Genomic DNA, 24,983 nt, shown 5'->3' with positions numbered 1-24,983 from the left:
AGCAAATAGGAAGTCTCACCACATTAAATCAAACTGATTAGCTGTGGTTTTAATTGATGAAGCAATTTGTGGCAGTGCGTGGTTTGATAGAAAACCCTGACAACGTGAAATATGGCCGATATGTTATAGCCAATTCAAGTAGCTGGACAATGTAAGGAAATATGCAACGCGGTGAATGTTATGGCAAAACATGATTTTTCAGACGCTACGCATTGCCATACTGCGTAGCGTCTATTCTGCATCCTGGGTAATTAAACGGTTGGGCGTTTACGCCGCAACGTTATTACGACCTGCATGTTGGTAATACCAAGACACGGTTTTTTTGATCAACTCTTCGGTGGCGTCAATATAGTCGGACGGTGCGGCCTTGATTTCATTTTCCAGTATGAGCGGCAGTTCGGTGCAACCCAGTATTATTTTTTCCACGCCCATTTGTTGCAGGTGTTCTTTTACCGGTAGCAACAGATGATAGGCCTGATCAAAATCACCGGCTTTATAGGCGTAAATACTGTTCATGACCTGTTCCTGCTCTGTCCTTTCAGGGATGTAGCACTGCACCTGATTTTCCCTCAGAGAGCCTTGATATATTTCGGCTTTAATGGTGGCAGTCGTTGCCAGCAACCCAATCCGGTGAATATTTTTCTCTTTGATCAGTTGGCAGGTGGTCTCAATAATACTGATCATCTCAACCTGGGTGTGTTGTTTTAATTCATTAAACCAGTAATGCGCGGTATTGCAGGGGATAATGATGCATTCTGCGCCCGCATTTTCCAATATTTTCATGTATTTAATCATTTTTTTTAGCGGTGAGGCGCTATTCTGAAGAATACATTGAGTGCGATCAGGAATATCTGGAATAGAAATGGCAATCAGCGGAATGTGGTCCTGATCCTTGTAGGCTGGCGTGTTTTTAATCAATTTTTGCATGGCATCGACAGTGGCACCCGGCCCCATGCCACCAAGAATACCGATTAAACTGTTCACACTCTTAACCTCTTATATATTGAAATTAAAAGGATAATCGCATAATCGTTCAGAATGTGAATTGCTAAATTCCCATCTGCTATGTATGATTTGCATAGCTTTAGTTATCTCTATGCTTTTACTGGCATTACTATCCATGCTAACGACGGGTATACCATGCTGAATAATATTGAGACCAAATGGCTGTATGATTTTATCGCTCTGGAGGAATACCGTAGTTTTACTACTGCCGCCGAAAAAAGAAATATTTCTCAATCCTCCTTTAGTCGACGTATTCGCGCACTGGAAAGTGCCGTAGGTTTTGATATTTTTAACCGTAATTCCACACCGTTGCAATTAACGGAGCAGGGGAAAGTATTCCATGCGCATATCCGTAATACGTTAGATGATCTTGAATATCAGATAAATAAATTGCATGGTGGCAGTAATTACAAAAACAAAATTACCATTGCTGCCGCACATTCATTATCGGTATTTATCATGCCGGAATTACTCAAGACCGTTCCAGAACCACAGGAAAAGATATTTTATGTGGAATCCATCGATGTAGATGAAGCGGTTTTAAACCTTAAAGATGGCCGCAGTGATTTTATTTTCTCTTTTTATAACGAAGAGTTGATGTCTGAGCCGTTTTTACATACAGAAATTCTGGCGTCGCGGCTTTATCCGGTATGTGCTGCTTCCCCGGCGGGAAAGCCGATATTTGATGTGAATGCCGCTACTGTCCCACTCCTGAATTATGCTGATACCAGTTATATGGGACGTCAGGTTAACCGTTATCTTTCTAGCATTGATAGCGAAAGATTCACGGTAAATTTCGTTTCTTCCATGAGCGATTTGCTGAAGCGCATGACGCAAAAAGGTTACGGTATTGCCTGGTTACCGGACTATTCCATCAAAGAAGAATTGAAGAATGGGGAATTGGTTATTCTTCAGATGGAAAATGCGGTTATGCATATGGAAGTCTATCTCTATCGCCTTGATGCCCGGCTGAATGTGGCTTCAGAAAAGTTCTGGCGTTATATGAAAGCGTTACATCAGTAGGAAGATAAAATAATAGCGACCGCGATGGCCGCTATATTCGTTATCTTTCATGTGCAGGTGTGTTCTCGGCCTTCGCATACCCCAGTTACTTATTTGCGTAAGTTCCTGGGGATTCACCCGGCTGTCGCTTTCCTGCACCTGAAATCTATCAGGTTATGACCCGAGTGATTAGCTGTTCTGGCCGACCTGTGCTTCCTGATAAGCGATAACGTCTTCTTCCTCGTCGTCAGTCACGTCTTTCTCCAGACTGGCGACAACGGCGGTGGAGATACTGTTACCAATCACATTCGTGGCGGTACGTCCCATATCCAGGAACTGATCAACACCGATAATCAGTAGGATACCGGCTTCCGGCAGGTTAAACATGGGTAATGTTGCCGCTACCACCACTACTGAGGCGCGAGCGACGCCAGCCATCCCTTTACTGGTGAGCATCAGCGTCAGCAGAATCAAGATCTGTTGCGTCAGACTTAAATCAATATTGTAAGCCTGAGCGATAAACAGAATGGCGAATGACTGATACATCATGGAGCCGTCAAGGTTGAAAGAGTACCCCAGCGGTAATACGAAGCTGGTAATTTTCTTCGGTACGCCAAACTTGGTTAGTGCTTCCATGGTCTTTGGATATGCCGACTCGCTACTTGCGGTGGCAAATGCCAGCATCGTGGGTTCGCGGATCAGTTTTGCCAGCACTGTGATAGCTTTGCCCAGAAACGCGTAACCCACCAAGAACAGCACTGCCCACAGTAATGCCAGACCCAGGTAGAATTCGCCGATCAATTTTCCAAAGTCATAAATCAGTCCCAGGCCTTGCGTTGTAATGGCAGAAGCCAGTGCGGCAAACACGGCAATGGGTGCCAGATTCATGACGTAATCCGTTACGCGGAACATCACTTTAGCCAACTCTTCGATCAGGGATGCAATCGCTGTCGCATTTTTATTCTTGTTTTTGACATAAGCGAGAGCCGAGCCGAAGAACAGAGAGAAGACCAGAATTTGCAAAATTTCATTGTTTGCCATCGCTTCCACAATGCTTTTCGGGAAGATATGACTGATGAAGTTCTTCAATGTGAAACCGTCGGTGTTCAGACCGGTAGCGACATGCGCGTTAGCAGTGACCACCAGATTCATTCCGGCACCCGGCTGGAAGAAGTTGGCCAACACCATACCAATAAGCAGGGAAAGGAAAGAGGCGGAGATAAACCAGGTCATGGCTTTCAGACCGACGCGTCCTACCGCTGAAGAGTTCCCCATACTGGCCAGACCGGAAACCAGCGTGGCGAATACCAGTGGTGCGATGATCATTTTGATCAAGCGCAGAAAAATGGTGGTAATCATATTGAAGTAAGACGCTACTTCTTTTGCACGTCCGCCATCCAGATATTGATGACATACCCATCCTACGAATATCCCTAATAGGATAGCCAAAGCTATTTGTATAACTAACTTCTGCCTTTGCATATTGACCTCATGTTGATGAATTGACTCAGACAACACACAGTATTATTGGCATAGTGGGCTGCGTGTATCGTGTGAATACACGGTGTTGCCGCTCTTGACCTGTTATTGGGGTGTTGTGTCTGCGTCCCAGATATTACAGCGATTATTTTTTTTTACATTTTTTTCTGCGTGATAAGATTCAAAATTATCATATTGGATGAAAAAAAAGCGGGTAGCGTTCTTTGGATGGAAAATAGCGAGCAAATGACTGCTGGCAATCGCTTGCCATTATCATGAATTACATTTATAAACAAGTTTTTAGTATGAAAATGGTTGAAGTTTCAATCCTGAGATGACTAAATCATAAGATTTACTTATGTTAATGGTGTTATTAACGATAAATAAAATTTGGCAGAATTTCATTGTGTTAATTATAAGCATCTTATTGCTTATTCATTAAGCGGCTTATTGTCAGAAAGTAATATATTTGTTTCGTGATAATGAGTCTCTATCATTAATGCTGTTCATTATCTCCACAATATTGATACCGAAGTGGATAATATCGGTTTTCCTCAGTGCGATAAATCCAGGTAATGGCACTTCTGCATTGACAATGTCATTATGGCGTTACATTACGTTATCAAGAAATCAATAACCAAAATAAGACCGTGACGTCACATTGCCATCAGCAGAATGCCTATTCGTCAAAAGTGACGATGACGCGCTTACCGTGAACAAAAAATGAGATCATTATGGTGGTAAATAATTCTTATTATTATCCTGGTGTGTTGATAAGGTTAATTAGCACTTCTTAAGTACGATTCAGATCAAGCTATTGGCGAGGTAGCGTGTCATTTACTGGATGAAGATCCTAAACTGTTCTCCATAATTGGTTATAGCAAGTTGATTGCGGTGGTTATGGCGACACGACTGACAGATTCACCTTCCCGTCTTTCCATTCTGTGGCAGGATGCCTTACTGAAAGTGTCACAGGCGTTATTGCAGCAACGCAGTATTGATGCACTGTTGCAGGTATTGGATGGCCTGTCATTTTCAGTGGTGCGTTTTGGACGCGTCAACCTGTTGCTGATCGATCCTCTACATAACCAGATCCTGTTTTATCGTCATGACCGTGAGGCGAGCTGTACGATATGCAGCGAAGAGAATGTGCTACTGGCGGATGGTCCGGGCGGCGTAGTGTGGAACACCCATGCCTTGCTGCATTGTGATCGTGTGCATTTTCAACGTGATTTCCCCCATCTTATTGAACAATCCGCTTATGTTGGGTTGAGCGACTATTGCCAGTTACCGTTGTTGGCATCGCATCGTGCATTGGGCGGCATCGAGTTTCTTAAAACCGACGGCAGCCGGTTTACTGATAGTGAGATCGATTTTTTCCAGGCCTTGTCCGGTGTCATATCTGTCGTGGTCGAGAATATCTGTGAGCGTGAGCTGACGCAGCGCGAAGAAGAACGTCTGCGGCATGAGCGCGATCACTATCGTATTTTGGTAGATGTCACCAATACCGTGATTTCCAAGTTGGAACTGAAAGCGCTGGCGCTGGAAGTTTCAAAGGAGATTCACCGCTTTTTCGGTATCGATTTCATTGCGCTGGTATTAAAGGACAGCGATGGCGATGAAAAAAAAAATTGAAATATTACGCCACTCACTACCTTGCCGGGCGCTCGCCCAAACAGGTGCAGGGTGAAGTAGATCGTGCCGAAGCACTGGCAGCTGGCGTTATTGATACGAATCAGGTGCAGTTGATTAATGCTGAACAGTCCATTATCCATGCCGGTGCGCCACGCTATCTGGCGCAGTGGTCTGACAGCCAGTTAAAACATGCCTGCCTGCTGCCACTGGCGTTTGGAAACCGGGTGTTGGGCGTTCTGGAACTGGCGCATCGCAGTGATTTGACCGTGAGTGACGCAGAAATAAAGCTGTTGCGTCAGATTGCGGCCCGTATTGCGATTGCGTTGGATAATGCGCTGGCTTATGAGCAGATTACGCGGTTGAAAGACTCGCTGATTCATGAAAATTTCTATCTGACTGAGCAATTGACCGAGCACATTCATAGTGTCGGTGGTGAAGAATTCGGTGAGATTATTGGTCGCAGCGCTGCTATCCGCCAGGTGCTGGAGCAGGTGGAAATGGTGGCAGCCAGCGATAGCACGGTATTGATCCTCGGAGAAACCGGTACGGGTAAAGAGCTGATTGCCCGGGCTATTCACAGTCTCAGCCAGCGCAAATCCAACCGGATGATCAAAATGAACTGCGCGGCTATCCCTTCCGGTTTACTGGAAAGTGATCTGTTTGGTCATGAGAGAGGTGCCTTTACCGGCGCGACTAGCCTACGGCAGGGGCGTTTTGAGCTGGCGGACAATAGCTCGCTGTTTCTGGATGAGGTCGGAGATATTCCACTGGAGCTGCAACCCAAGTTGCTGCGGGTATTGCAGGAACGGGAAATTGAGCGTTTAGGGGGGAGTAAAGTCATTCCTGTGAATGTAAGGCTGATCGCCGCTACTAACCGCGATCTAAAACAGATGGTGGCTGACCGTGAGTACCGTAGCGACCTTTACTACCGTCTTAATGTCTTCCCGATTGTGATCCCGCCACTGCGTGAGCGGCCGGAAGATATTCCGTTGCTAGTGAAATTTTTCACTCGCAAGATCGCCCGCCGAATGAATCGCACTATCGACAGTATTCCGTCTGATATTTTGCGCCAATTAAGCCGTCTACCGTGGCCAGGTAATGTGCGTGAGCTGGAGAATGTGATTGAGCGAGCGGTGATCCTGACCCGCGGTACTACGCTGAACCTGCAAATGGAAGAGTTGCAACACCATCTCTCGCCGCTGGAGGCGCCAAAGCCGGTTTATCATGCGACTGAGGTCCCCTCGTCACCGATGGTGGCCGAAAAAAACCTGGAGCAAGAGGGCGAGGAGGAGTCCGAACGTCAGCGAATCATCCGGGTATTGCGGGAAACCAACGGTATTGTCGCGGGTCCGAAAGGGGCTGCCGCCCGGTTGGGCCTGAAGCGAACCACGCTGCTTTCCCGTATGCAGCGAATGGGGATCTCGGTGAAAGAAATCGAGAATATTGAGTGAGTCGTGCATAACATCGCCACTGTGCTAGCTCAATCTCGTGTGGGCGAACGACGGTGATGAGATCGCTGGGAATAACAATCAACGTGTTGTTTTTTGTGATTTAAGGCGCTCCAGAGCGGAGCGCCTTATGAAGATCAACCAGCGACTTCTGCTTCCTTGCGCAGTCTGGCTTTCAGCGCACTATATTCTTGCTGGACATAATTTTCCGCCCAGTTCTGATCGGCAATCGCTTCCAGTTTGACGGCACAGTGTTTGTATTCCGGTGTTTTGGCGATGGGATCAACTTCATCCAGCGTTAGCTCGTTACAGGCACCGATCCACCACTGATAGGTCATATACACCGCGCCCTTGTTGATGCGCTCACTGACTGACACGCGGCTGATGACTTTGCCGCGGCGTGAAGCAACCCAGGTCAGTTGCTGATCACGCAAGCCAAGACGCTCGGCGTCTTCCGGACTGATCTGCACATAACCGGGTTCGTCGGCCAGTGTTTGCAATGCGGTACAGTTACCTGTCATGGAGCGGCAGGAATAATGCCCAACTTCACGCACGGTACACAGCACTAGTGGGTATTCACTGTCAGTCTGCTCCATCGGCGGATGCCATTCGGTGGCAAACAGGAAGCCTTTACCATTAGGGCGGTCAAACTTGTTACCTGCGTACAACCACGGAGTTCCCGGATTGTCTTCGGTAAGACACGGCCACTGAACATAACCCAGACCGGCCATTTTTTCGTAGGTCGCTCCGTAATACAGCGGGCACAGGTGACGCAGCTCATCCCAGATTTCCTGCGTGTTGTTGTAGTGCATCGGGTAGCCCATGGCGGTCGCCATCAGACTAATGATTTCCCAGTCCGGTTTCACATTGCCCTGCGGTTCCACTGCTTTGTAGAAACGTTGGAAACCACGGTCTGCCGCAGTATAAACCCCTTCATGTTCTCCCCAGGAAGTGGCGGGGAAAATGACATCGGCCACGGCAGCGGTTTTAGTCATAAAGATGTCTTGTACGATCAACAAATCCAGCTCATTGAAGGCTTCACGTACCACCGACAAATCGGGTTCGGTCTGTAATGGGTCTTCTCCCATGACATAATTGGCCCGAATTTTACCTTCTTTCACCTTATGGGGAACGTCAGTGAGCGAGTAACCCACGTGGGCGGGCAGGGAAGGTACGCCCCAGGTTTTGGCAAATTTTTCGCGGATAGCCGCGTCGGTGACATTTTGATAGCCGGGGAACTGATTCGGTAGCGCGCCCATGTCGCAGGCACCCTGCACGTTGTTCTGGCCGCGTACCGGACCGACGCCCACGTTGGGGCGACCCAGATTGCCGGTCAACAACGCCAGGCCGGATAACCCTTTCACAACGTCGACACCTTGCGTCCATTGCGTTACACCCATACCCCACAAGATAGTGGCGGATGGCGCAGCGGCGTACATTCGTATGGCATCACGGATTAACTGCGGTGACAGACCGGTGATTTCTGCTACATATTCCGGCGTGTATTTGGCCACCAGGTTGCGATATTCTTCCAACCCTTCGGTATGCTGGGCGACAAAGTTCTGGTTATATAAACCTTCGTTAAGTAATACATTGGCGAACGCATTGACCAGCGCCATGTTGGAGCCATTCTTCAGTGGCAACCACAAGTCAGCGATACGGGCGGTTTCGATATGGCGAGGATCACAGACGATGACTTTCGCACCGCGCTCTTTGGCCTTTATGATGCGGCGTGCGACTATCGGATGCGAATCGGCGGCATTGTAACCAAATACCAGAATACAGTCGGTGTGTTCAATCTCGCAGATAGAGTTACTCATCGCGCCGTTGCCCAGCGTGACTTGCAGGCCGGAAACTGACGGGCCGTGGCAGACACGGGCGCAGCAGTCGATATTGTTGGTGCCGGTCACCGCACGGGCAAATTTCTGCATGACAAAGTTGGTTTCGTTACCCGGACCACGGGACGAACCGGTGTGCATGATGGCATCCGGACCATATTTTTCCTTGATGTCCATCAGGCGGGAACTGGCAAATTCAATGGCTTCATCCCAACTGACCACTTCAAACGGTGCCCCTTTCTGACGACGGATCATCGGCTGTTTCAGCCGAGGGGTCAGCAGTTTGGTGTCGTTGAGGAAATCCCAGCCGTAATAGCCTTTCAGGCATAGCTCACCTTCGTTGGTGACACCGTTGGCACCTTCGGCACCGACGACTTTGCCATTTTCTACCAGTAAATTAATTTTGCAGCCTGACCCACAGTAAGGACAGACGGTAATCACTTTCTGCATGATGATTCTTCTCCTTCAGCGTACCCGAATGGCACTACTCAGAATTGCATGTCTGCGGCTTCATCAAGTGCCGCACGCCGTTGTTTACGTTGGATCATGGCCTGAATTTCATCACGGTTGATCATTCGTAACGCTTTTGTCGGGCAGACCTCAATACACGCCGGGCCTGCGGCTCGACCTTCGCACAAATCGCACTTTTGCGCCTCGGCCTTAATGCAGTGGCCCAGCGTCTGATAATGACTGATACGAGCGACCGGTTTACTGATCACCGTCATAGCACCATAAGGACAAGCCACGACGCAGGTTTTACAACCGATGCATTTTTCCTGCAGAACCTTGATGTGATCCCCATCGTGGATAATGGCACCGTTCGGGCATACGTTGGCACAGGGGGCATCTTCACACTGCCGGCATTGAATGGTGGTGCTGACGTTCAGTCCCTTTACCACTTTCAGCCGTGGCGAGAAATGTTCGGGTGACAGCGAAGAAGGATTGCCATCGCTATGAGCCAGCACACAGGCGACTTCGCAAGTGCGACAGCCAATACATTTCTTGGGATCTGCTAATACGAACCGGTTCATGACATCTTTCTCCTTCCTCGGCTCAGGTTAAATTGCGGTTTTGTCGACAATAGACTTGCTGCCGACACATCACCACACCTAAAGCAGGGTTTATGCCAGGATTGTTCTTTATGTATTAATTATTTGATTTATAAAGTATTAAATATTATTTTTAGCCGGGTTATACGTTGCTAAGCGCTGAGTGACGAATGCTGGCCGTAGTGTGTCGGCAGATTTGACGACGGTGGGTAGTAGCGCGTGATGGATACGTCTCTGTGGGTACTCGTGGTAAGCGATCTCACTTTTAGGGTATATATTGCCATAAGGTATCTGTTGTTTATACCCGTCATACTTCAAGTTGCAGGTATGTTGGCTACGTTCGCTCACCCGAATCACTTACCTGAGTAAGCTTATCGGGATTCGCTCGCTTGCCGCCTTCCTGCAACTCGAATTATTTGGGGTATATAACCAGTGAATCTTCGCTAAACACATTATCTGTTTTCCTTTTCTTATGACTATCTATTGGGTGAATGAGTGAACTATCCGATTGCGTCTATTAATCGCGCCGGTTTAAGTGCCAGTGTTTATGCAACATTACGCGATGCATTGATTACCGGGCGGCTTAAGCCGAATGATCGTCTGCGTATCAGAGAGTTGGCGGCACAACTGGGAACCAGCGTCACACCGGTGCGCGACGCTATTTTGCAACTGGCGAAAGAACAGGCCCTGGAACTTCGCACCCCAAGGGATATTCGGGTGCCGGAACTGACGCTGGCGCAGTATCTGGAAATACGCACATTGCGTATTGCCATTGAAGGCATTGGCGCGGAGAACGCTGCTCGTCTGGTAACACCAACCCGATTGTCGCAGATTGAAGAGAACATCGCGTTAAATATTAAGGCGATTAACAAGGCAGATTTCGTGGATGCGCTGCGGTTGAACAGCGAATTCCATTTGCTATTGGCGCAAACCGCGCAGATGCCACTGCTTTGCAGTTTTCTGGATCGTTTGTGGATGAGAACCGGACCGCTGATTGCGCAGTCCTATGCCCAGTTTTCACAACACATGGCTATCGGTCATCATCAGGAAGTGCTGGCAGCGCTGAGAAACAGTGATCCAGAGGCCGCCAGATTGGCGATTCAGGACGATATTCAGGATGGTCATGAAAAGCTGTTTAACAGTGTGGATAGTAAAGGTAATGATCAACTGGCGCCGACAGTCGATAAATGACCCTCAATCATACGGCAGTTCTCAGCACCATTCAGTACCACACCAGCGAGACAGATGATCGTTTTCGTCATCGGAACCTGATGATAAAAGCCACTTCATGACAGTGGCTTTTTATGTCACGTTGTCCTGCCGGTCAGCCTTTAGCCAGAGACTGCTGCTGTTGCCAGTTGAACAACCAGAACACGGCAACGCCTGCGATCACCAGCCCCGGTGCTGCCGCGCCCATTACGCCTATTGCCCCGGTGCCAAGGGACAGCATTTTTCCTGCCAGCAACGGGCCGCTCATTGCGCCCAAGCGCCCGACTGCCACCGCCGTGCCAACGCCGGTGGCACGAATCTCGGTGGGATAAAACAGAGGGGCCAGCGCATACAAGACCCCTTGACCCCCGGTTGCGAAGAACCCGGCAATAAAGCCAGCCAGCAGCATGGTGCTGAGTTGTTCGGCACTGGCCAATACCAGCAATGCCGTCAACATGCCGAGGTAGATTAATGTTGCCATCGCCAGCGCGTTCAACCGGGTCATTAAATATCCCAGCGATAAGGTTCCCAAAGTAGCGCCCAGTTGCAGAAGCAGCATCACCCAACTGGCTTCACCTGATGAAAAACCCTGACCTACCAGTAACAAGGGTAACCAGTTGATCAGCATATACACCACTAGCAGGGTGAAGAAATAACACAGCCACAGTAAGCCGGTTGCCCGTATCGTGCCGGGAGTAAACAACACTTGCACGGGGGGTGGGGCTGCTCTGTTTTGGCGTTGATAATGCGCTGATTCCGGTAGCAACCAGCCAAGTAACGGCAACAGTGCCAGCGGCGTGAATCCGCCAATCCAGAAAACGGTTTTCCACTCACCAATACTGACAAAAGTACCAGTGAACGCTGCGAATGCCGCACCGAGCGGTACGCCACAGTACATCACGTTGACGGCGATACCTCGCAAACGTGGCCCTGCCGCTTCCGAACATAGTGCAATCAGATTGGGTAGGGCGGCACCCAATCCAACACCGGTTAGAAAGCGGGCGAGCACCAGGGCGGGGAAATTCCAGGAGAGTGCTGTTGCAAGAGAAAACAGACCAAATAATGCCATGGAGCCAAACAGAATCGGTTTGCGGCCATATCGGTCTGACAGCCAGCCTCCGGCCAGCGCTCCAGGTAATAGCCCGAGGATACCGGCGCTGAAAATCCAGCCCATTTGCATTTTATCGAAGGAGAACGCGGTAGCTATCCCAGGCGCGGCAATACCCGCAGCCTGTAAATCAAGTCCTTCCATTAAAGCGACAAGAAAGCACAACGAGATAGTTAACAGTAATCGGGACGTAGGTAGGGCGATGTTCATACTCATAATAGGTACCTGCAGGTAAAGTGACAGCGCGTTATGCGATGCGTCAGTTCGTTGCTGACGCGTTATCATCATTCGACTATCAGGAATTACTGACGAGTAAGATCAAGAGCGACATCGACGATCATATCCTCCTGGCCTCCCACCATTCGCCTCTTACCCAGTTCAACCAGGATATCCACTGTATTTAGCCCGTAGCGAGCGGCGGCCACTTCGCAGTGACGCAAAAAACTCGAATAGACGCCAGCATAGCCCAGCGCCAGCGTTTCTCTGTCAACCCTGACCGGCCTGTCCTGAAGTGGCCGCACCAGATTCTCCGCCGCATCCATCAACGTATACAGGTCAGTGCCATGCTGCCAGCCCTGTTTGTCGATGGCGGCAATAAACACTTCCAGTGGGGCGTTACCCGCGCCCGCGCCCATCCCGGCAAGACTGGCGTCGATACGATCACAGCCTTCTTCCACTGCCACCAGCGAGTTGGCGACGCCAAGGCTCAGGTTATGGTGAGCGTGGATACCGGTTTGGGTTTCTGGTTTTAGCTCCGCTTTCAGGGCCCGGAATCGGGCACGGATATCGTGCATATTCATGGCACCGCCGGAATCCACCACATATATGCAGGTGGCACCATAGCTTTCCATCAGTTTTGCCTGATGGGCCAGGTTTTCGGGAGTGGTCATGTGGCTCATCATCAGGAAACCCACTGCATCCATCCCGGCTTCCCGCGCCCATTCCAGATGTTGGCGGGAGACGTCTGCTTCAGTGCAATGGGTGGCAACGCGTACCACACGGGCTCCTGCGCGCCAGGCACTCTTCAGATCATGGATGGTACCGATACCTGGGATCAGTAAGGTGGCGATACTGGCCTGTTTGACAACATCTGCTGTCGCTTCAATCCACTCTACATCTGTGTGGGCGCCGAATCCGTAGTTAAAGCTTGAGCCTTGTAATCCATCCCCGTGGGTGACTTCAATGGAGTCCACTCCCGCGCTATCCAGCGCCTGGGCGATAATACGGACATCATCCAATGAGTACTGGTGGCGAATAGCATGCATACCATCACGTAGTGTGACATCGGAGATATAGAGTTTTTTATTCATGCTATGGCTCCTGCTGATTGACGTTGATACTCGGCCATCCGCTCGGCGGTCGCGAGTGCGGCAGAGGTCATGATGTCCAGGTTCCCCGCATACGCGGGCAAGTAGTGCGCTGCCCCCAATACTTCCAGGTAGACAGCGGTTTTCAGCCCTGAGAAATCCCCGACACCGGGAATATGCAATGGTCGTTCCGGTGGGATGACGTCGAACTGAACCGCCTGTTTCAGGCGGTAACCAGGTACATACGCCTGCACCGCTGCTGCCATGAGATGGATGGCCTCCTCAACATGCTTCTGGGATGCCGCTTCACTGAGCACATATACTGTATCCCGCATCATCAGTGGTGGTTCTGCGGGGTTGAGAATGATGATCGCTTTGCCTTTGCTGGCTCCGCCTACCACTTCAATCGCTCGTGAGGTCGTTTCGGTAAATTCATCGATATTGGCGCGGGTGCCGGGACCGGCGGATTTACTCGCGATGGAAGCGATGATTTCGGCATAGTGCACCTGGCACACGGATGAGATTGCCGCGACGATTGGAATGGTGGCCTGCCCGCCACAAGTCACCATATTGACATTCCTCTGGGTGAGGTTTTCGGACAGATTAACCACCGGCACACAGTACGGACCGATGGCGGCAGGGGTGAGATCGACCAGTTGAATATCCGGTTTCGCGGCATGCAATAAGGCATCATTGTGGACATGGGCACCGGCGCTGGTCGCATCGAATACAATACGGATGTCGGCAAACCCAGGCATGGCAATAAGCCCTTTTACCCCCTCGTGCGTGGTTGGTACGCCCATACGTCGTGCCCGTGCCAGCCCGTCGGAATCGGGGTCAATTCCTACCATCGCCGCGACGTTGAGATGGTTACTCTGGCGCAGGATCTTGATCATCAAATCCGTGCCGATATTGCCCGAGCCAATAATGGCAACGTTAACTTTATTCATGGGGATACTCCTGTCCGGCGGTGTGAGAGAAACGGGTGGCGACACAGCCAATACCACTGATGGTGGCTTCGAAATGATCCCCGGCATTGACATTGACCATTGGCCCCAACGCACCGGTTAAAATCAGGTCGCCTTTGCGTAGCGGTTCACCAAGCGTTGCCATCTTTCGCGCCAGCCAGACGGCGGCGTTGATAGGATTACCGAGACATTCACTGCCCTGACCGGTAGAAACTATTTCGTTATTGCGAGTCATTTGCATCATACAGTGACGCAGATCTACCCCGGCCAGACGTTGGAATGGCCCACCCAGTACAAACAATCCGCATGAGGCGTTGTCTGCCACGGTATCGACGAAGCTGATTGACCAGTCACGGATTCGGCTGCCAACAATTTCCAGTGCCGGAACCACCCACTCAATTGCCGCCGCCAGTTCAGCAAAAGTAGTGTCGGTGTTTGGTAGGTCCCGGTTAAGGATCAGGGCGATTTCCGCCTCAATACGGGGTTGCATCACGTTACCCCAGGGGATGGGATCATTATCGCCGAAGCACATATCCGCAAACAGGGTGCCAAAATCGGGCTGATTAACCCCCAGTTGTTGCTGGACTTTCGGATTGGTCAGCCCAATTTTCCGCCCCACCACCCGGCGGCCTTCCGCTGTCCAGTGCGCGACATTCAGTCGTTGAATGAGGTAGGCATCCTGGGCGTTGTCCATACCCAGAATGTCACGTAGTGGACCAATCGGACGACCGGTATGCTCAGCGTCGCGTAGCTGTAGTGCCAACGCGTCAAGTTCATGGTGACTCATCATCGGCTCCTTTATGCGTGGGCCAGAAAATCAACAACCATGCGGTTGAAGGTGTCGGCGTGTTCCCACTGAGCCCAGTGACCGCAATCGCGGAAAATGTGCAACTGTGATCCCGGTATTCCGGAAAGTAAACGCAGCCCGGCATCCATGGGCACAAAACGGTCATTACGGCCCCAGATAATCAGTGTCGGCGCACTGATTTCATTTAGTCGGGGGGTGAAGTCCGGGAATTGTTTCGGGTTGGCTTCGCTACTTTTGATAAAGTTTTCCAGATGATCACGATGAGCCAGCATATTGTCGAGCCGGGTCTTAAACAGGGTGTCTGTCAAATCGCGGGTGTCGAAGACAAAAATATCCATCATCGCTTTCAGGTTGTCGATGTTCGGTTCCCGATACAACGCTTGTAAGCGCTTGATCCCTTCCGTCGGCATGGGCGTAAACAGGCTCATACCACCGGTACCGCCCCCCATTAATACCAGCTTGCCGGTACGTTCAGGCCAACTGAGGGTAAACGCCACCGCACTGTGTCCGCCCATGGAGTTGCCAAGGAGATGCACTTTCTCGATATCCAGGTGATCGATCACCTGTTTCAGCACTCGGGCATTGAGATCTGCGCGAGATCCCGTGTTCACAATCGAATCACTCTTACCCCAACCTGGGCAGTCCAACAACAGGACCCGGTAACCGGCCATTACCAGCGGGTCGATGTTGCGGCTGAAGTTCGCCCAGCCGGTTGCCCCTGGACCCGAGCCATGTAACATCACGACCGTTTCTTTGCCGCTGCCACAGTCGTTGTAATGAATACGCAGATGCTGGCCATTTTCTTCTACATCAACAAAATGACTGGTTTCTGCTTCGTTGAAAGACAATTGTGTGTTCATGATAATTCTCCTGACAGGGTTAACGATGTGGTGCAGCACTGATGGAGGCAAAACCCGCGATCCATTCCGGGATTGGGCGGTAATAGCGTGCTTCCGTGGTGTAAGACCCATACGCGGATAACGCCGCAAACGCGGCAACCCAGGTTTTAATTTCGTGGGTTGATTTCCCGGCAATGGCAGATAATTCGTCATTGTTCATGGCATCGAGCTCGGCAAGACGCCCTTGATCGAGAATGTTCAGGAATCTGTTGTCCCATACCGGGTTTAAAGGGTGGAGCGAGTGAGGATCCCCCACAAACTGGCGGGCAGCATTGATGACGCGTTGTTGACGAAGATCGCGCTCGTGGGGCGGCAGGGTGCGACCACTGCCGAGCAACCGGTCACGCAGATGGGCATCAGCCCCTGCCAGCTCAGGCACCGGGGGCTGATGAGACAGACCGCCGGACCCCAGGATCAACACGCGCTTATTGAGATTGCGGATAAAACGCCCGATGGCTTCCCCCATCAGACGTGTGCGCTGGAACGTCGGCAGTGGCGGGGCCACACAGTTGATGAACACCGGTAAGACCGGACAGCGATCCAGCCCTCCCAGCAAGAAAGAGAGTGGTTGAGCGAAGCCATGATCGACCTGCATACACCATGATACGGCCATATCGATACCGTCATGGAGCAGTGCACTGGCACATGCCTGCGCGATATCGACGGGAACCGGTAACTCGCCGGGTTCACTGTCAAAATCACCAATCGAGGTGGCGGCCATCGCCATGCAAAATGGCGGCATCACATCGTAGAAAAAACCGTTGTAGTGGTCCGGTGCAAAAAGGATGACCAGTTCGGGATTGAATTCGGCGATGCGCTTTCTGGCGGCAGCAATGACATCATCTACCGCATTGAGAACAGCGGGTTCCGGGTCTACATATCCCACCAGCGGGGTATGAGACAGGCAGTGTAAATAGGCGCTCATATCAGGCCACCTTTTCAATCTGTGTTTCTACAGATGATGGGGCGAGCGTCATAATTGCCGCCAGATTATCGAGGGTATCGCCCAACGTCTGTGGAATAGCCACGCCAGCCACAAAGCGGTCTGGACGCAGGATGGCGACGGAGCCTTTGTTGGCGGCGAACCAATGACGTAAACGGCCTGTCACATCCCCCACCCGGATCACGCCGGGTATCCCGTCGCCGAGCGCCGACAGTTGCACATCCGGTACGACCTCAATAAACGTGACGCCCACATGGCGCCATTGCGCTATCTGGGATGCATTCAGTCCCCATAAGGGATTAGATCCCCATACCAGTACCGCAAAGCGAGGCCCGATCACGTCGTCGAGTAACACTCGATTCCCGTTTTCCAGCAGTACCGGGGGTTGAATAAACAGGCGACCAATTGGCGTCTCTTTGTCATTTGTGGTGATCAACGCCCCTTGTCGATAGGCCGGCATTGGTTTGAAGCGCATTTCAAGGAAATAGCGTTTTACCGGTGGAAAAAAGTTCATGGCCCAGGTCAGGCTATCACGTACGACACCCTGCCAGCGCCTTGGTGGCGCCAGGACATTTCCTGCCATCACGGATAAATCAATCATCGCTTTGGCATGATCCCGGCGTTCTTGCTGGTAGGTATCCAGCAATTGGTCACTGGCTTCGCCATTCACCACCAGAGCCAGTTTCCATGCAAGGTTGAACGCATCGCGCATGCCGCTGTTATACCCCTGACCCTGCCAGACCGGCATGATGTGGGCGGCATCGCCTGCCAGCAGAATACGATCCCGACGAAACTCACTGGCAATCCGGGCGTTGTGGGTATAGACCCGTTTACGGATAAGTTCGACGCGATCCGGGTCGGGCAACACATTTGCCAGTAGTGCGCGTATGTTGTCCGGCTGGATTAGCTGTTCTTCGGTCTCTCCCGGCATCACCATGAATTCAAAGCGGCGCACACCATGGGGTAACGCGGCAGAGACGTAGGGACGGACCGGATCGCAACACAGATAAACATGCGGAGTGCTGAGTGGATCGTTGGCGATATCAATCACAATCCACTGGTTAGGTGCGGTTTTGCCTTCAAACCCAATGCCCAGTGTACGACGCACAAAACTGTTGCCGCCGTCACAGGCGACCAGCCACTGAGCATGGACGATTTCTCGTTTGCCCTCAGCGGTGTCCAGGGTTAGCGTGACGCCTTGTTCCTGCTGAGTTACCTGAGTCAATTCCCGGGAAAAACGCATCTGTACGTTCGGGAAGCGTTTCAGACCTTCACATAACACCTTATCGACTTGAGGCTGAATAAAAGCGTTACGTCGAGACCAACCAAATTCGTCGGTCATCGGTTGAATGTCGGCAAAACAGCGTCCTTTGGGGGTTAAAAAACGCATGGCGTGCCAGGGAGTGGTATGCGGCAGGACTTGTTCAATCAATCCCACGGACTGAATGGTGCGTAATGATTCATCATCAATACCAATGGCGCGAGGGTAGTCGATAAGCGCATCGAGCTTTTCAATCACCAGCACATCAATGCCGAGCTGACCAAGATAATTGGCCATCATCAGCCCGACCGGACCCGTGCCTATAATGGCAACTTGTGATTGATATTCCTTCGGCGTTAACGCCGACAGTGTCGTTGTCATGGTGTTACCTCATTGCATTTAGCCGAGACTTATCGCCGGATTTGGGCAATAGCCATCCACACTTTTACAAGCGAAATCTGTGTTATGCAGAAACGCACCTAAGTGGTGCCTGATGGTTGCTACCCCGTTACAACTTTTCGGGGCGACACCGTGCAGCGGTTATGCAGGGCAGATCGGGTTCTCGGATAAAAGAATCAGACCATGGCAGCGACGGTGTAGGGTTAGGTAATGTGTTCATATGTTAATTTTATGTGAAATATATTTTAATTGTTGGATCAGTATAGAGGGTATTTTTTGGTCTACAATGAAAAAGTGATGGGATGTGCACCAGGTGCACTTCATTGTTAAATAAAACTTTTTAGTAAAAATGAGCCCTATAATCCAATGAGTGAATATAAAAATGTGCGCGGTTTATCCCGTGGGCTTGATGTTCTCAATGCCCTTAACCGTCTGGATGGTGGCGCAAACTGCAACCAGCTTTCATTATTGACCGGTTTACATCGCACCACGGTCAGGCGCTTGCTTGAAACCCTTCAGCAGGAGGGTTATGTGTGCCGTAGCGCGTTCGATGATAGCTATCGCCTGACATTGAAAGTGCGTCAGTTAAGTGAAGGATTTCGTGACGAACAGTGGATTTCCGCTCTTGCTGCCCCATTGCTGGGTGACTTACTGCGGGAAGTGGTGTGGCCTACGGATGTGACCACACTTGATGTGGATGAGATGGTGGTCAGAGAAACTACCCATCGTTTCAGTCGACTGTCGTTTCACCGGGCTATGGTCGGGCGACGGTTGCCATTGTTATTGACGGCTTCCGGTCTGACATACCTTGCGTTTTGCCCGGAGAACGAACGACAGCAAATTATTACGATGTTGGCGGGGCGTGAAGGCGATGAGTACCGTCTGGCGCGAGAACCAGTGAGACTTGCAGAAATCTTGCAACGCGTACAACGAAATGGCTATGGCGAAAACTATCAGAACTGGGAGAGTGAGTCTCGCATCGCGGCTATTGCGGTGCCAGTTCGCCATGATGAGCGGCTCATTGGCTGCCTGAGTTTAATCTATATTGCCAAGGCAATGACCATAGAACAGGCAGCGCAGAAATATTTATCAACATTACAACGTGTTGCCGATCAAATCGGTGAAAGCGCAACGCAGGCGATCCACGGGGAAAAACCCTGATAGTTAATTGTTAGGGTGCGTGGTCAGCACCTCATCCAGCGTACTTAACAAGATATCGGCATGCTCAGGTTGAAAAACCAGCGGGGGCCGGATTTTGAGAATATTGCCATTCGGCCCGGTCGTGCTGATGAGCACCCGTTTTTGTCGCATTAGATTAACCACCCGTTCCGCGTAAGCGCTTGCTGGTTGCTGGCGGCTGGCGTTGTCCACCAGTTCGATGCCAATGAACAGGCCATAGGCCCTGATATCGCCAATCACGTCATGTTGTGCTGCCAGCTTACGTAAACCCACCTCAAGATAATGGCCCACCTGTAATGCATTTTCCTGTAATCGTTCCCGTCGCAGTATGTTCAGTACGGCATGAGCGGCCTGGCAGGACACCGGATTGCCGCCAAAGGTATTGAAGTAACGCTGGTTGCGGCCGAATTCATCAAATAACGCCGGTCGCCCGACCACCGCTGCAACAGGATGGCCATTACCCATCGGTTTTCCCATCGTCACCAGATCGGGTGTGATGCCATAGCGAGCGAACCCCCAGCGATGTGAACCGGTGCGACCAAATCCGGCCTGTACCTCATCCGCAATACACAACCCACCCGCATCGCGTACCAACCTGACGGCCTGCTGAACGTCTTGCATCTCACCACTGAACACACCGTCGCTGGAAAAAATGGTATCAAACAACAACGCTGCCGGGCGCGCACCAGCCTGCTGCATCGCTTCAAGCGCCCGGACGACGCTGGTGGTCATGCTGCCAGTAGCATGGTGGTATGTGTCGGGCGGATCAATCAACCAGACGTTGTCACCACGGGGTGCGCCAGCGCCCAGCGCCGGGGATAGGCCGGACAGCAAGGTAGTCACGCCGTGATACGCCCAGCGAGTGACTAATATGCCGGTTCCGCCAGTAACCTGTCGGGCGATTCTCAAGGCTAAATCATTCGACTCGCTGCCGGTACAGGTCATGGTGATATTTTGCAGTTCGTCAGGAAATTCCTGTAAAAAGTCCTCGGCAAATTCCAGAATGGCATCAGTAAGATAGCGTGTATGGGTATTCAACTGCGCTGACTGGGTGGCGATCGCCGCGACGACGTCTGGATGGCAATGACCGACGGAAACCACGTTGTTGTAGACATCCAGGTAACGGTTGCCGTCACTGTCATACAGCCAGACGCCTTCGCCGCGGACAACGTGAAGCGGTTGCTGATAAAACAGCCGATAGCCGGCACCCAGCAATTTTTTGCGCCGTGCCAGCAAATCTCGCTCAGAGTGAGGGGTCATTGGATGCCCTTTCTACAGGTGGTCAGGAGACGATCTTCATATTGTGTCAGCGGGAAACGACTGAGATTCTGCAAACTACGCCATGCACGGTGAAGATTCCGCCGCAGGTATTCCCGGTTTTTCGGATAGAGCGCACTGCGCCATTGCGTAATTGAGAGGATCAGCGTCAAACGAGCCACGATCAGCCGGGGAAGCAGGCAGATTTCCTGCTCGGTTAACGGCAGATGGGTATGGTAGGCCGAAACAAAAGGCGTAATCCATAGCAGCGGGTCATCACTCTCGCTGATCTGATAGGCGAGGGCGGTTGCCAGCTCATTAATCAACGGCGCGTACAGGGCATCGCCAAAATCAATAATGCCGGTGATTTGCCAGTCCGCCTGTGGGGTGGTGAAAACATTGTACGGATTGAGATCATTGTGAATAACCTGCCTACGCAGCTTATGAATAACGGGCGCAACGCTGTTTTCCCACTGCGACAACCCACGTTTGATCAATATCTGTTGCTCCGGATCTTCCACATAATCCAGCCATCCCGCTACCCGTTCCATGTGCGTAATATCCCACAGTAACGTCCGCTCTGCCGCTGGATGGGTAAATGAATGCAATGCGATATCAAGTTGCGCCAGGGTTTGCCCAAGATGGTGAGCCAGTTGCGGATTCGGCGTAACCTGATGTAACGGTGTGCCAGATAACCAGGAAAACAGACGGGTCTGTAGCGTTTGTCCGGCAAGATCTACGACCGGAGCCCTATTTCCGTGTTGGTCAGCAAGGACGCGGGGAACAGGCAAATCGGTATGTTGTTGTTCGATATGTAATAGCAGGGCGCTCTGAAAATCACTGACGGCCGGTTCTTCGGCCGGATTGATAAATTTCAGCATGTATCCATGCTGTTTTTCCGTACAAAGATAGAAATTGGCATCACGTTCACCCGGTAGTGGCGTGATATCGCCTTCAACACCATAACGTTCACGGGAAGCGTGATGTGCCTGCGCGAGCGATACTAATGGCACATCGGTGGTGAACAGGACATGAGGATCAGACATGCTGTCCCCCGTTGACGTGAATTTCCGCTCCGTTGACATAGGAGGCGCCCGCCGTACAGAGAAAATAGATCAGCGACGCCACTTCTTCCGGTTTTCCCAGCCGTTTCATGGGGACGGTATGCTCCACCATCTCCAGTGTTCCCGGTGAAAGAATGGCGGTGTCAATTTCGCCGGGCGCAATCGCGTTAACGCGAATACCATGTTTGCCGAAGTCGCATGCCATCTCACGAGTGAGCGCGGATAACCCGGCTTTTGAAGTGGCATAAGCCGCTCCGGCAAACGGATGTACGCGGGAACCGGCGATAGAGGTGATATTAATGATGCTTCCCTGGGCGGCCTGCAATTCGTCAAACAAGCCGTTGGCAAGTATCGCCGTGGAGAACAGATTGACGTTAAATACTCGAATCCAGGTGGCATAGTCGGTTTCACGCACGCCCAGCCTGCTGCCGTCTTCCCCTTTGGGAGAAACACCAGCATTATTGACCAGTGCATGCAGTCGTCCACCGAGACGCTCTTTAATCATCGGTATGGCCGCGCTCAGGCTGTCGATGTCCTCCAAATCGAGATGAATGTGATTGAGTAATCCCTCAGCCCAAGGGCAGTCTTCCACCCAACTTTGCCGCGAGGCGGTAAATATGGTCCAGCCCGCGGCATGGAAATGTTTGACCGTCGCGTGGCCGATCCCCCGGCTGGCACCGGTTAACAACAGTGTCTTATGATCTGTCATCAGGGCTACTCCAGATATATGATGCATCATAAAATAGAGCCAAATTTTTTGGGGCACAAGCGAAAAAATGCGGTAAGAGGGGCCATCTCCATCCGGCCTTCACCTTGACACGGCCCCTTGATCAGACGCTCTGATCAAGGGGCCGCTTTTGCCGAAAAGAGGGTTAGGGTGGGGTAATCATTCCAACGGGCTAAACCCGCCATTGCCTTCCCAGGTCGCCAGCCGCTGGTACAATGTGTCTACCGCCTGAGTGACTTCCGGGCCGAGGGGAAAATAGAACGCCACCAGTGCTGGCTGAATGCCGATAAAAATCACTTCGGGAATGTCTTCCTTCAACTGATCAATGAGGAAATTTAGCGGCAGGTTGTGGGTATTCATCAACAGATCTTCGGCGATACGATCAGGATTGACGATGCGGATTTCGCCAGGGTTGAGACCCATATCAGTGGCGTCCACCACCAGCAGGCGCTGTGGACACAGTTCGCGTAGCGTGTGCGCCGTGTTTTCTGGAATGGCGCCGCCATCAATCACCGACCAACCATCAATCGGCTGTTGCGTCATGCGCTCGGCCAGCAACGGACCCGCGCCATCGTCGCCCATCATGGTATTACCGACGGTAAGCACCATATTTTCAGTTCGTAGTGGACGTTCAGTAATCAACGCGTTTCACCATCAGGTAGAGAGCCGTTTCACGGTCAATCGCCCCCAGATAGTCCATCAGGGTGCGGGTCCATTCAGCGTAGTGGTCCTGCGTGCTGTCCAGTGTGCTGAAAGCACCACCCAACAGGGTGGTGTGAGTGCTATCAATCGTAATTTCACCGAATTTCATCAAACCGGCCATTTTTCGTTTGGCTTCACCCTCCGCCAGTTGATCGATCCAGCTTTCGTACTCTGTCAGCGGGCATTCCAATACCCGTTTCAGACAATCAATGACCCCGACGTGATGACCAATAGCCAGCGAGTAGTACATGACCTGCTGCGCCTGCTCCGGGATCTTGTCCTGTGTATCGAGAAATTTCTGATTCAAGGCATAGAAAATGACCCGCGTATTCATCGCAAACGCTCCCCATTAAGTAACGACAGATAAATCTGTTGCAACTGGCCGAAGATTTCCGTTAGTCGCGGATCGTTATGTTGTTGAAGGTAGGCCTTGATACGTTGATCAAGCCCTTCCAGCGGCTGGTTTTCCAGCAAGGCCAAAAAGCTGTCGCTGATTTCCCGACCTTGCCAGTAACCGGCCATACGACGGGCTTCACGCTCCAACAGAATGCGTAAATCGAGTGGAACATCCGGGTGAATCAAGGTCGCTTTTTCGTTATCACCCTGAGTATGGTCGCTGCCGTGCAACTTTTGCTCCAGCAGGCCCAGCGCCACGGCGAAACCATAGATAGTGGCGGCGGGGGTTGGCGGGCATCCGGGAATGTACACGTCAATCGGCACGATTTTGTCGCTACCACCCCACACGCAATACAGATCGTGGAAGATACCGCCGCCGCAGCCACAGGCACCGTACGAGATACAGATTTTCGGATCCGGCGCCGATTCATAGGCACGCAGCGCTGGTGTGCGCATGGCGCGGGTGACCGCGCCGGTGAACAGCAGGATATCGGCGTGACGAGGGGAAGCCACTACCTTGATACCGAAGCGTTCGGCGTCGAACAGCGGCGTAATGGCGGAAAAAATTTCGATTTCACAGCCGTTACAGCCGCCACAGTCCACGCGGTAAACATAGGCAGAACGCTGAATGTCCTTCAGCAGCGTTTTTTTCAGTTTAATCGCCTGCTCATCAAGGGTGATAGGCGTAGTGCGATAGTGATCGACACCATCAGGCAGCATGCTCATGAGCGCTCTCCCTCTCTGGTCGTCGGGGCGGACAGATGCTGACTCAACATCACGTTACCCCGTTGGTTCATATTCTGTTTACGTTTACATTCGGGACAGGTTTCAAAACGGCTGCGCTGAGATTCTACTTCAGCTTCCGTCAACCCGGATTGCACCAGCAGCGCCATGGCATATTCCACCTCTTTTTGCGGTGCAAACGGACGATGGCAGACATGGCAGTCCAGCAATTTGAACGTTGCCCGTTGATAGAGGTCGGCTTTATTGCTGACCGCCATTTCAAACTCCGGCGATAGCGCGATGGCGCGGGTGGGACACACTTCCTCGCAGCGCCCACAGAAGATGCAGCGGCCAAGAAACAACTGCCAGGTGCGGGTACCGTTCACCACGTCGTTTTCCATGGTTAGTGCATTCGCTGGGCAGACCATGGTGCAGGCGCCACAGGCAATACACTGTTCCGGGTCATACTCGGGTTTACCGCGAAAACCCGCCGCAACTTCAAGCGGGGCAAACGGGTATTTCACCGTGCTGTTGCCCGCTTTCAGGATAGTTTTAAACAGTTTCAACATAATGCATC

21 protein-coding genes and 1 pseudogene are annotated in these 24,983 nt (G+C 51.5%); 4 read left to right on the top strand and 18 right to left on the bottom strand.

Features of this window, described 5'->3' with window-relative positions; translation table 11 throughout:
• Positions 1 to 267: 267 nt before the first annotated feature.
• The gene (locus PCO85_13895) at positions 268 to 984 is read right to left on the bottom strand and encodes an amino acid racemase (protein WJV52332.1); all 717 of its coding nucleotides are present in this window, start codon (positions 982 to 984) and stop codon (positions 268 to 270) included.
• Positions 985 to 1,140: 156 nt separating this feature from the next.
• Between PCO85_13895 and hypT the strand changes: the two genes are divergently transcribed.
• The gene (hypT, locus tag PCO85_13890) at positions 1,141 to 2,028 is read left to right on the top strand and encodes a hypochlorite stress DNA-binding transcriptional regulator HypT (protein WJV52331.1); all 888 of its coding nucleotides are present in this window, start codon (positions 1,141 to 1,143) and stop codon (positions 2,026 to 2,028) included.
• Positions 2,029 to 2,196: 168 nt separating this feature from the next.
• Here the strand turns inward: hypT and PCO85_13885 are convergent, their stop codons facing one another.
• Positions 2,197 to 3,489 carry a dicarboxylate/amino acid:cation symporter gene (locus tag PCO85_13885; protein WJV52330.1) on the bottom strand — a complete coding sequence of 431 codons (1,293 nt, stop codon included), beginning with the start codon at positions 3,487 to 3,489 and terminating at the stop codon, positions 2,197 to 2,199.
• An 897-nt stretch (positions 3,490 to 4,386) separates the two neighbouring features.
• Here PCO85_13885 and flhA point away from each other — a divergent pair.
• Positions 4,387 to 6,572 (top strand): annotated as a pseudogene (flhA, locus tag PCO85_13880) (formate hydrogenlyase transcriptional activator FlhA).
• Between the two features lie 134 nt (positions 6,573 to 6,706).
• On the opposite strand, the gene fdhF reads toward flhA, so the two are convergent.
• Positions 6,707 to 8,857 (bottom strand): formate dehydrogenase subunit alpha, encoded by a 2,151-nt coding sequence (fdhF, locus tag PCO85_13875; protein WJV52329.1) that lies wholly within the window; start codon positions 8,855 to 8,857, stop codon positions 6,707 to 6,709.
• A gap of 38 nt (positions 8,858 to 8,895) precedes the next feature.
• Complete coding sequence (locus tag PCO85_13870; protein ID WJV52328.1) at positions 8,896 to 9,438, bottom strand: 4Fe-4S dicluster domain-containing protein; 543 nt, start codon at positions 9,436 to 9,438, stop codon at positions 8,896 to 8,898.
• Between the two features lie 513 nt (positions 9,439 to 9,951).
• Here PCO85_13870 and PCO85_13865 point away from each other — a divergent pair.
• Complete coding sequence (locus PCO85_13865; protein WJV52327.1) at positions 9,952 to 10,647, top strand: GntR family transcriptional regulator; 696 nt, start codon at positions 9,952 to 9,954, stop codon at positions 10,645 to 10,647.
• Between the two features lie 133 nt (positions 10,648 to 10,780).
• Here PCO85_13865 and mhpT read toward each other — a convergent pair whose 3' ends face one another.
• From mhpT to PCO85_13830, 7 genes are all read right to left on the bottom strand, one after another.
• Positions 10,781 to 11,989, bottom strand: coding sequence for a 3-(3-hydroxy-phenyl)propionate transporter MhpT (gene mhpT, locus PCO85_13860; protein WJV52326.1), 1,209 nt, complete (start codon positions 11,987 to 11,989; stop codon positions 10,781 to 10,783).
• A gap of 86 nt (positions 11,990 to 12,075) precedes the next feature.
• Complete coding sequence (dmpG, locus tag PCO85_13855; protein ID WJV52325.1) at positions 12,076 to 13,083, bottom strand: 4-hydroxy-2-oxovalerate aldolase; 1,008 nt, start codon at positions 13,081 to 13,083, stop codon at positions 12,076 to 12,078.
• On the bottom strand, positions 13,080 to 14,030 hold the full coding sequence (locus PCO85_13850) for an acetaldehyde dehydrogenase (acetylating) (protein ID WJV52324.1): 951 nt from the start codon (positions 14,028 to 14,030) through the stop codon (positions 13,080 to 13,082). Before PCO85_13850 ends, dmpG begins: the two co-directional genes overlap by 4 nt.
• Entirely contained in the window at positions 14,023 to 14,835 is an 813-nt protein-coding gene (gene mhpD / locus PCO85_13845; GenBank protein WJV56090.1) for a 2-keto-4-pentenoate hydratase, read from the bottom strand. The genes PCO85_13850 and mhpD overlap by 8 nt, the downstream gene beginning before the upstream one ends.
• Positions 14,836 to 14,846: 11 nt before the next feature.
• Complete coding sequence (locus PCO85_13840; GenBank protein WJV52323.1) at positions 14,847 to 15,716, bottom strand: alpha/beta fold hydrolase; 870 nt, start codon at positions 15,714 to 15,716, stop codon at positions 14,847 to 14,849.
• Between the two features lie 19 nt (positions 15,717 to 15,735).
• Complete coding sequence (gene mhpB, locus PCO85_13835; protein WJV52322.1) at positions 15,736 to 16,680, bottom strand: 3-carboxyethylcatechol 2,3-dioxygenase; 945 nt, start codon at positions 16,678 to 16,680, stop codon at positions 15,736 to 15,738.
• A 1-nt stretch (position 16,681) separates the two neighbouring features.
• Positions 16,682 to 18,340, bottom strand: a complete 1,659-nt coding sequence (locus PCO85_13830; GenBank protein ID WJV52321.1) for a bifunctional 3-(3-hydroxy-phenyl)propionate/3-hydroxycinnamic acid hydroxylase — start codon at positions 18,338 to 18,340, stop codon at positions 16,682 to 16,684.
• A 384-nt stretch (positions 18,341 to 18,724) separates the two neighbouring features.
• On the opposite strand from PCO85_13830, the gene PCO85_13825 reads away from it, so the two are divergent.
• Positions 18,725 to 19,519, top strand: coding sequence for a DNA-binding transcriptional regulator (locus PCO85_13825; protein ID WJV52320.1), 795 nt, complete (start codon positions 18,725 to 18,727; stop codon positions 19,517 to 19,519).
• Positions 19,520 to 19,522: 3 nt separating this feature from the next.
• Here the strand turns inward: PCO85_13825 and PCO85_13820 are convergent, their stop codons facing one another.
• The 7 genes from PCO85_13820 to hyfH all read right to left on the bottom strand — a co-directional run bounded on the left by PCO85_13820 (position 19,523) and on the right by hyfH (position 24,975).
• Positions 19,523 to 20,797 (bottom strand): aminotransferase class III-fold pyridoxal phosphate-dependent enzyme, encoded by a 1,275-nt coding sequence (locus PCO85_13820; protein WJV52319.1) that lies wholly within the window; start codon positions 20,795 to 20,797, stop codon positions 19,523 to 19,525.
• The gene (locus tag PCO85_13815; protein ID WJV52318.1) at positions 20,794 to 21,840 is read right to left on the bottom strand and encodes a phosphotransferase; all 1,047 of its coding nucleotides are present in this window, start codon (positions 21,838 to 21,840) and stop codon (positions 20,794 to 20,796) included. The genes PCO85_13820 and PCO85_13815 overlap by 4 nt, the downstream gene beginning before the upstream one ends.
• On the bottom strand, positions 21,833 to 22,567 hold the full coding sequence (locus tag PCO85_13810; GenBank protein ID WJV52317.1) for an SDR family oxidoreductase: 735 nt from the start codon (positions 22,565 to 22,567) through the stop codon (positions 21,833 to 21,835). Before PCO85_13810 ends, PCO85_13815 begins: the two co-directional genes overlap by 8 nt.
• 177 nt (positions 22,568 to 22,744) lie before the next feature.
• Positions 22,745 to 23,194, bottom strand: a complete 450-nt coding sequence (gene hycI, locus PCO85_13805; protein WJV56089.1) for a hydrogenase maturation peptidase HycI — start codon at positions 23,192 to 23,194, stop codon at positions 22,745 to 22,747.
• A 22-nt stretch (positions 23,195 to 23,216) separates the two neighbouring features.
• Complete coding sequence (locus PCO85_13800) at positions 23,217 to 23,621, bottom strand: formate hydrogenlyase maturation HycH family protein (protein WJV52316.1); 405 nt, start codon at positions 23,619 to 23,621, stop codon at positions 23,217 to 23,219.
• Positions 23,618 to 24,409: an NADH-quinone oxidoreductase subunit B family protein gene (locus tag PCO85_13795; GenBank protein WJV52315.1), complete on the bottom strand. Its 792-nt coding sequence runs from the start codon at positions 24,407 to 24,409 to the stop codon at positions 23,618 to 23,620. Before PCO85_13795 ends, PCO85_13800 begins: the two co-directional genes overlap by 4 nt.
• Positions 24,406 to 24,975, bottom strand: a complete 570-nt coding sequence (hyfH, locus tag PCO85_13790) for a hydrogenase 4 subunit H (GenBank protein WJV52314.1) — start codon at positions 24,973 to 24,975, stop codon at positions 24,406 to 24,408. Before hyfH ends, PCO85_13795 begins: the two co-directional genes overlap by 4 nt.
• Positions 24,976 to 24,983: the final 8 nt, after the last annotated feature.

Origin of the sequence: Prodigiosinella aquatilis (genome assembly GCA_030388725.1) — a bacterium.
Lineage (GTDB): Bacteria > Pseudomonadota > Gammaproteobacteria > Enterobacterales > Enterobacteriaceae > Prodigiosinella > Prodigiosinella aquatilis.
Note: the sequence above shows the minus strand (reverse complement) of the source record. Positions and strands in the feature narration are given on the sequence as shown.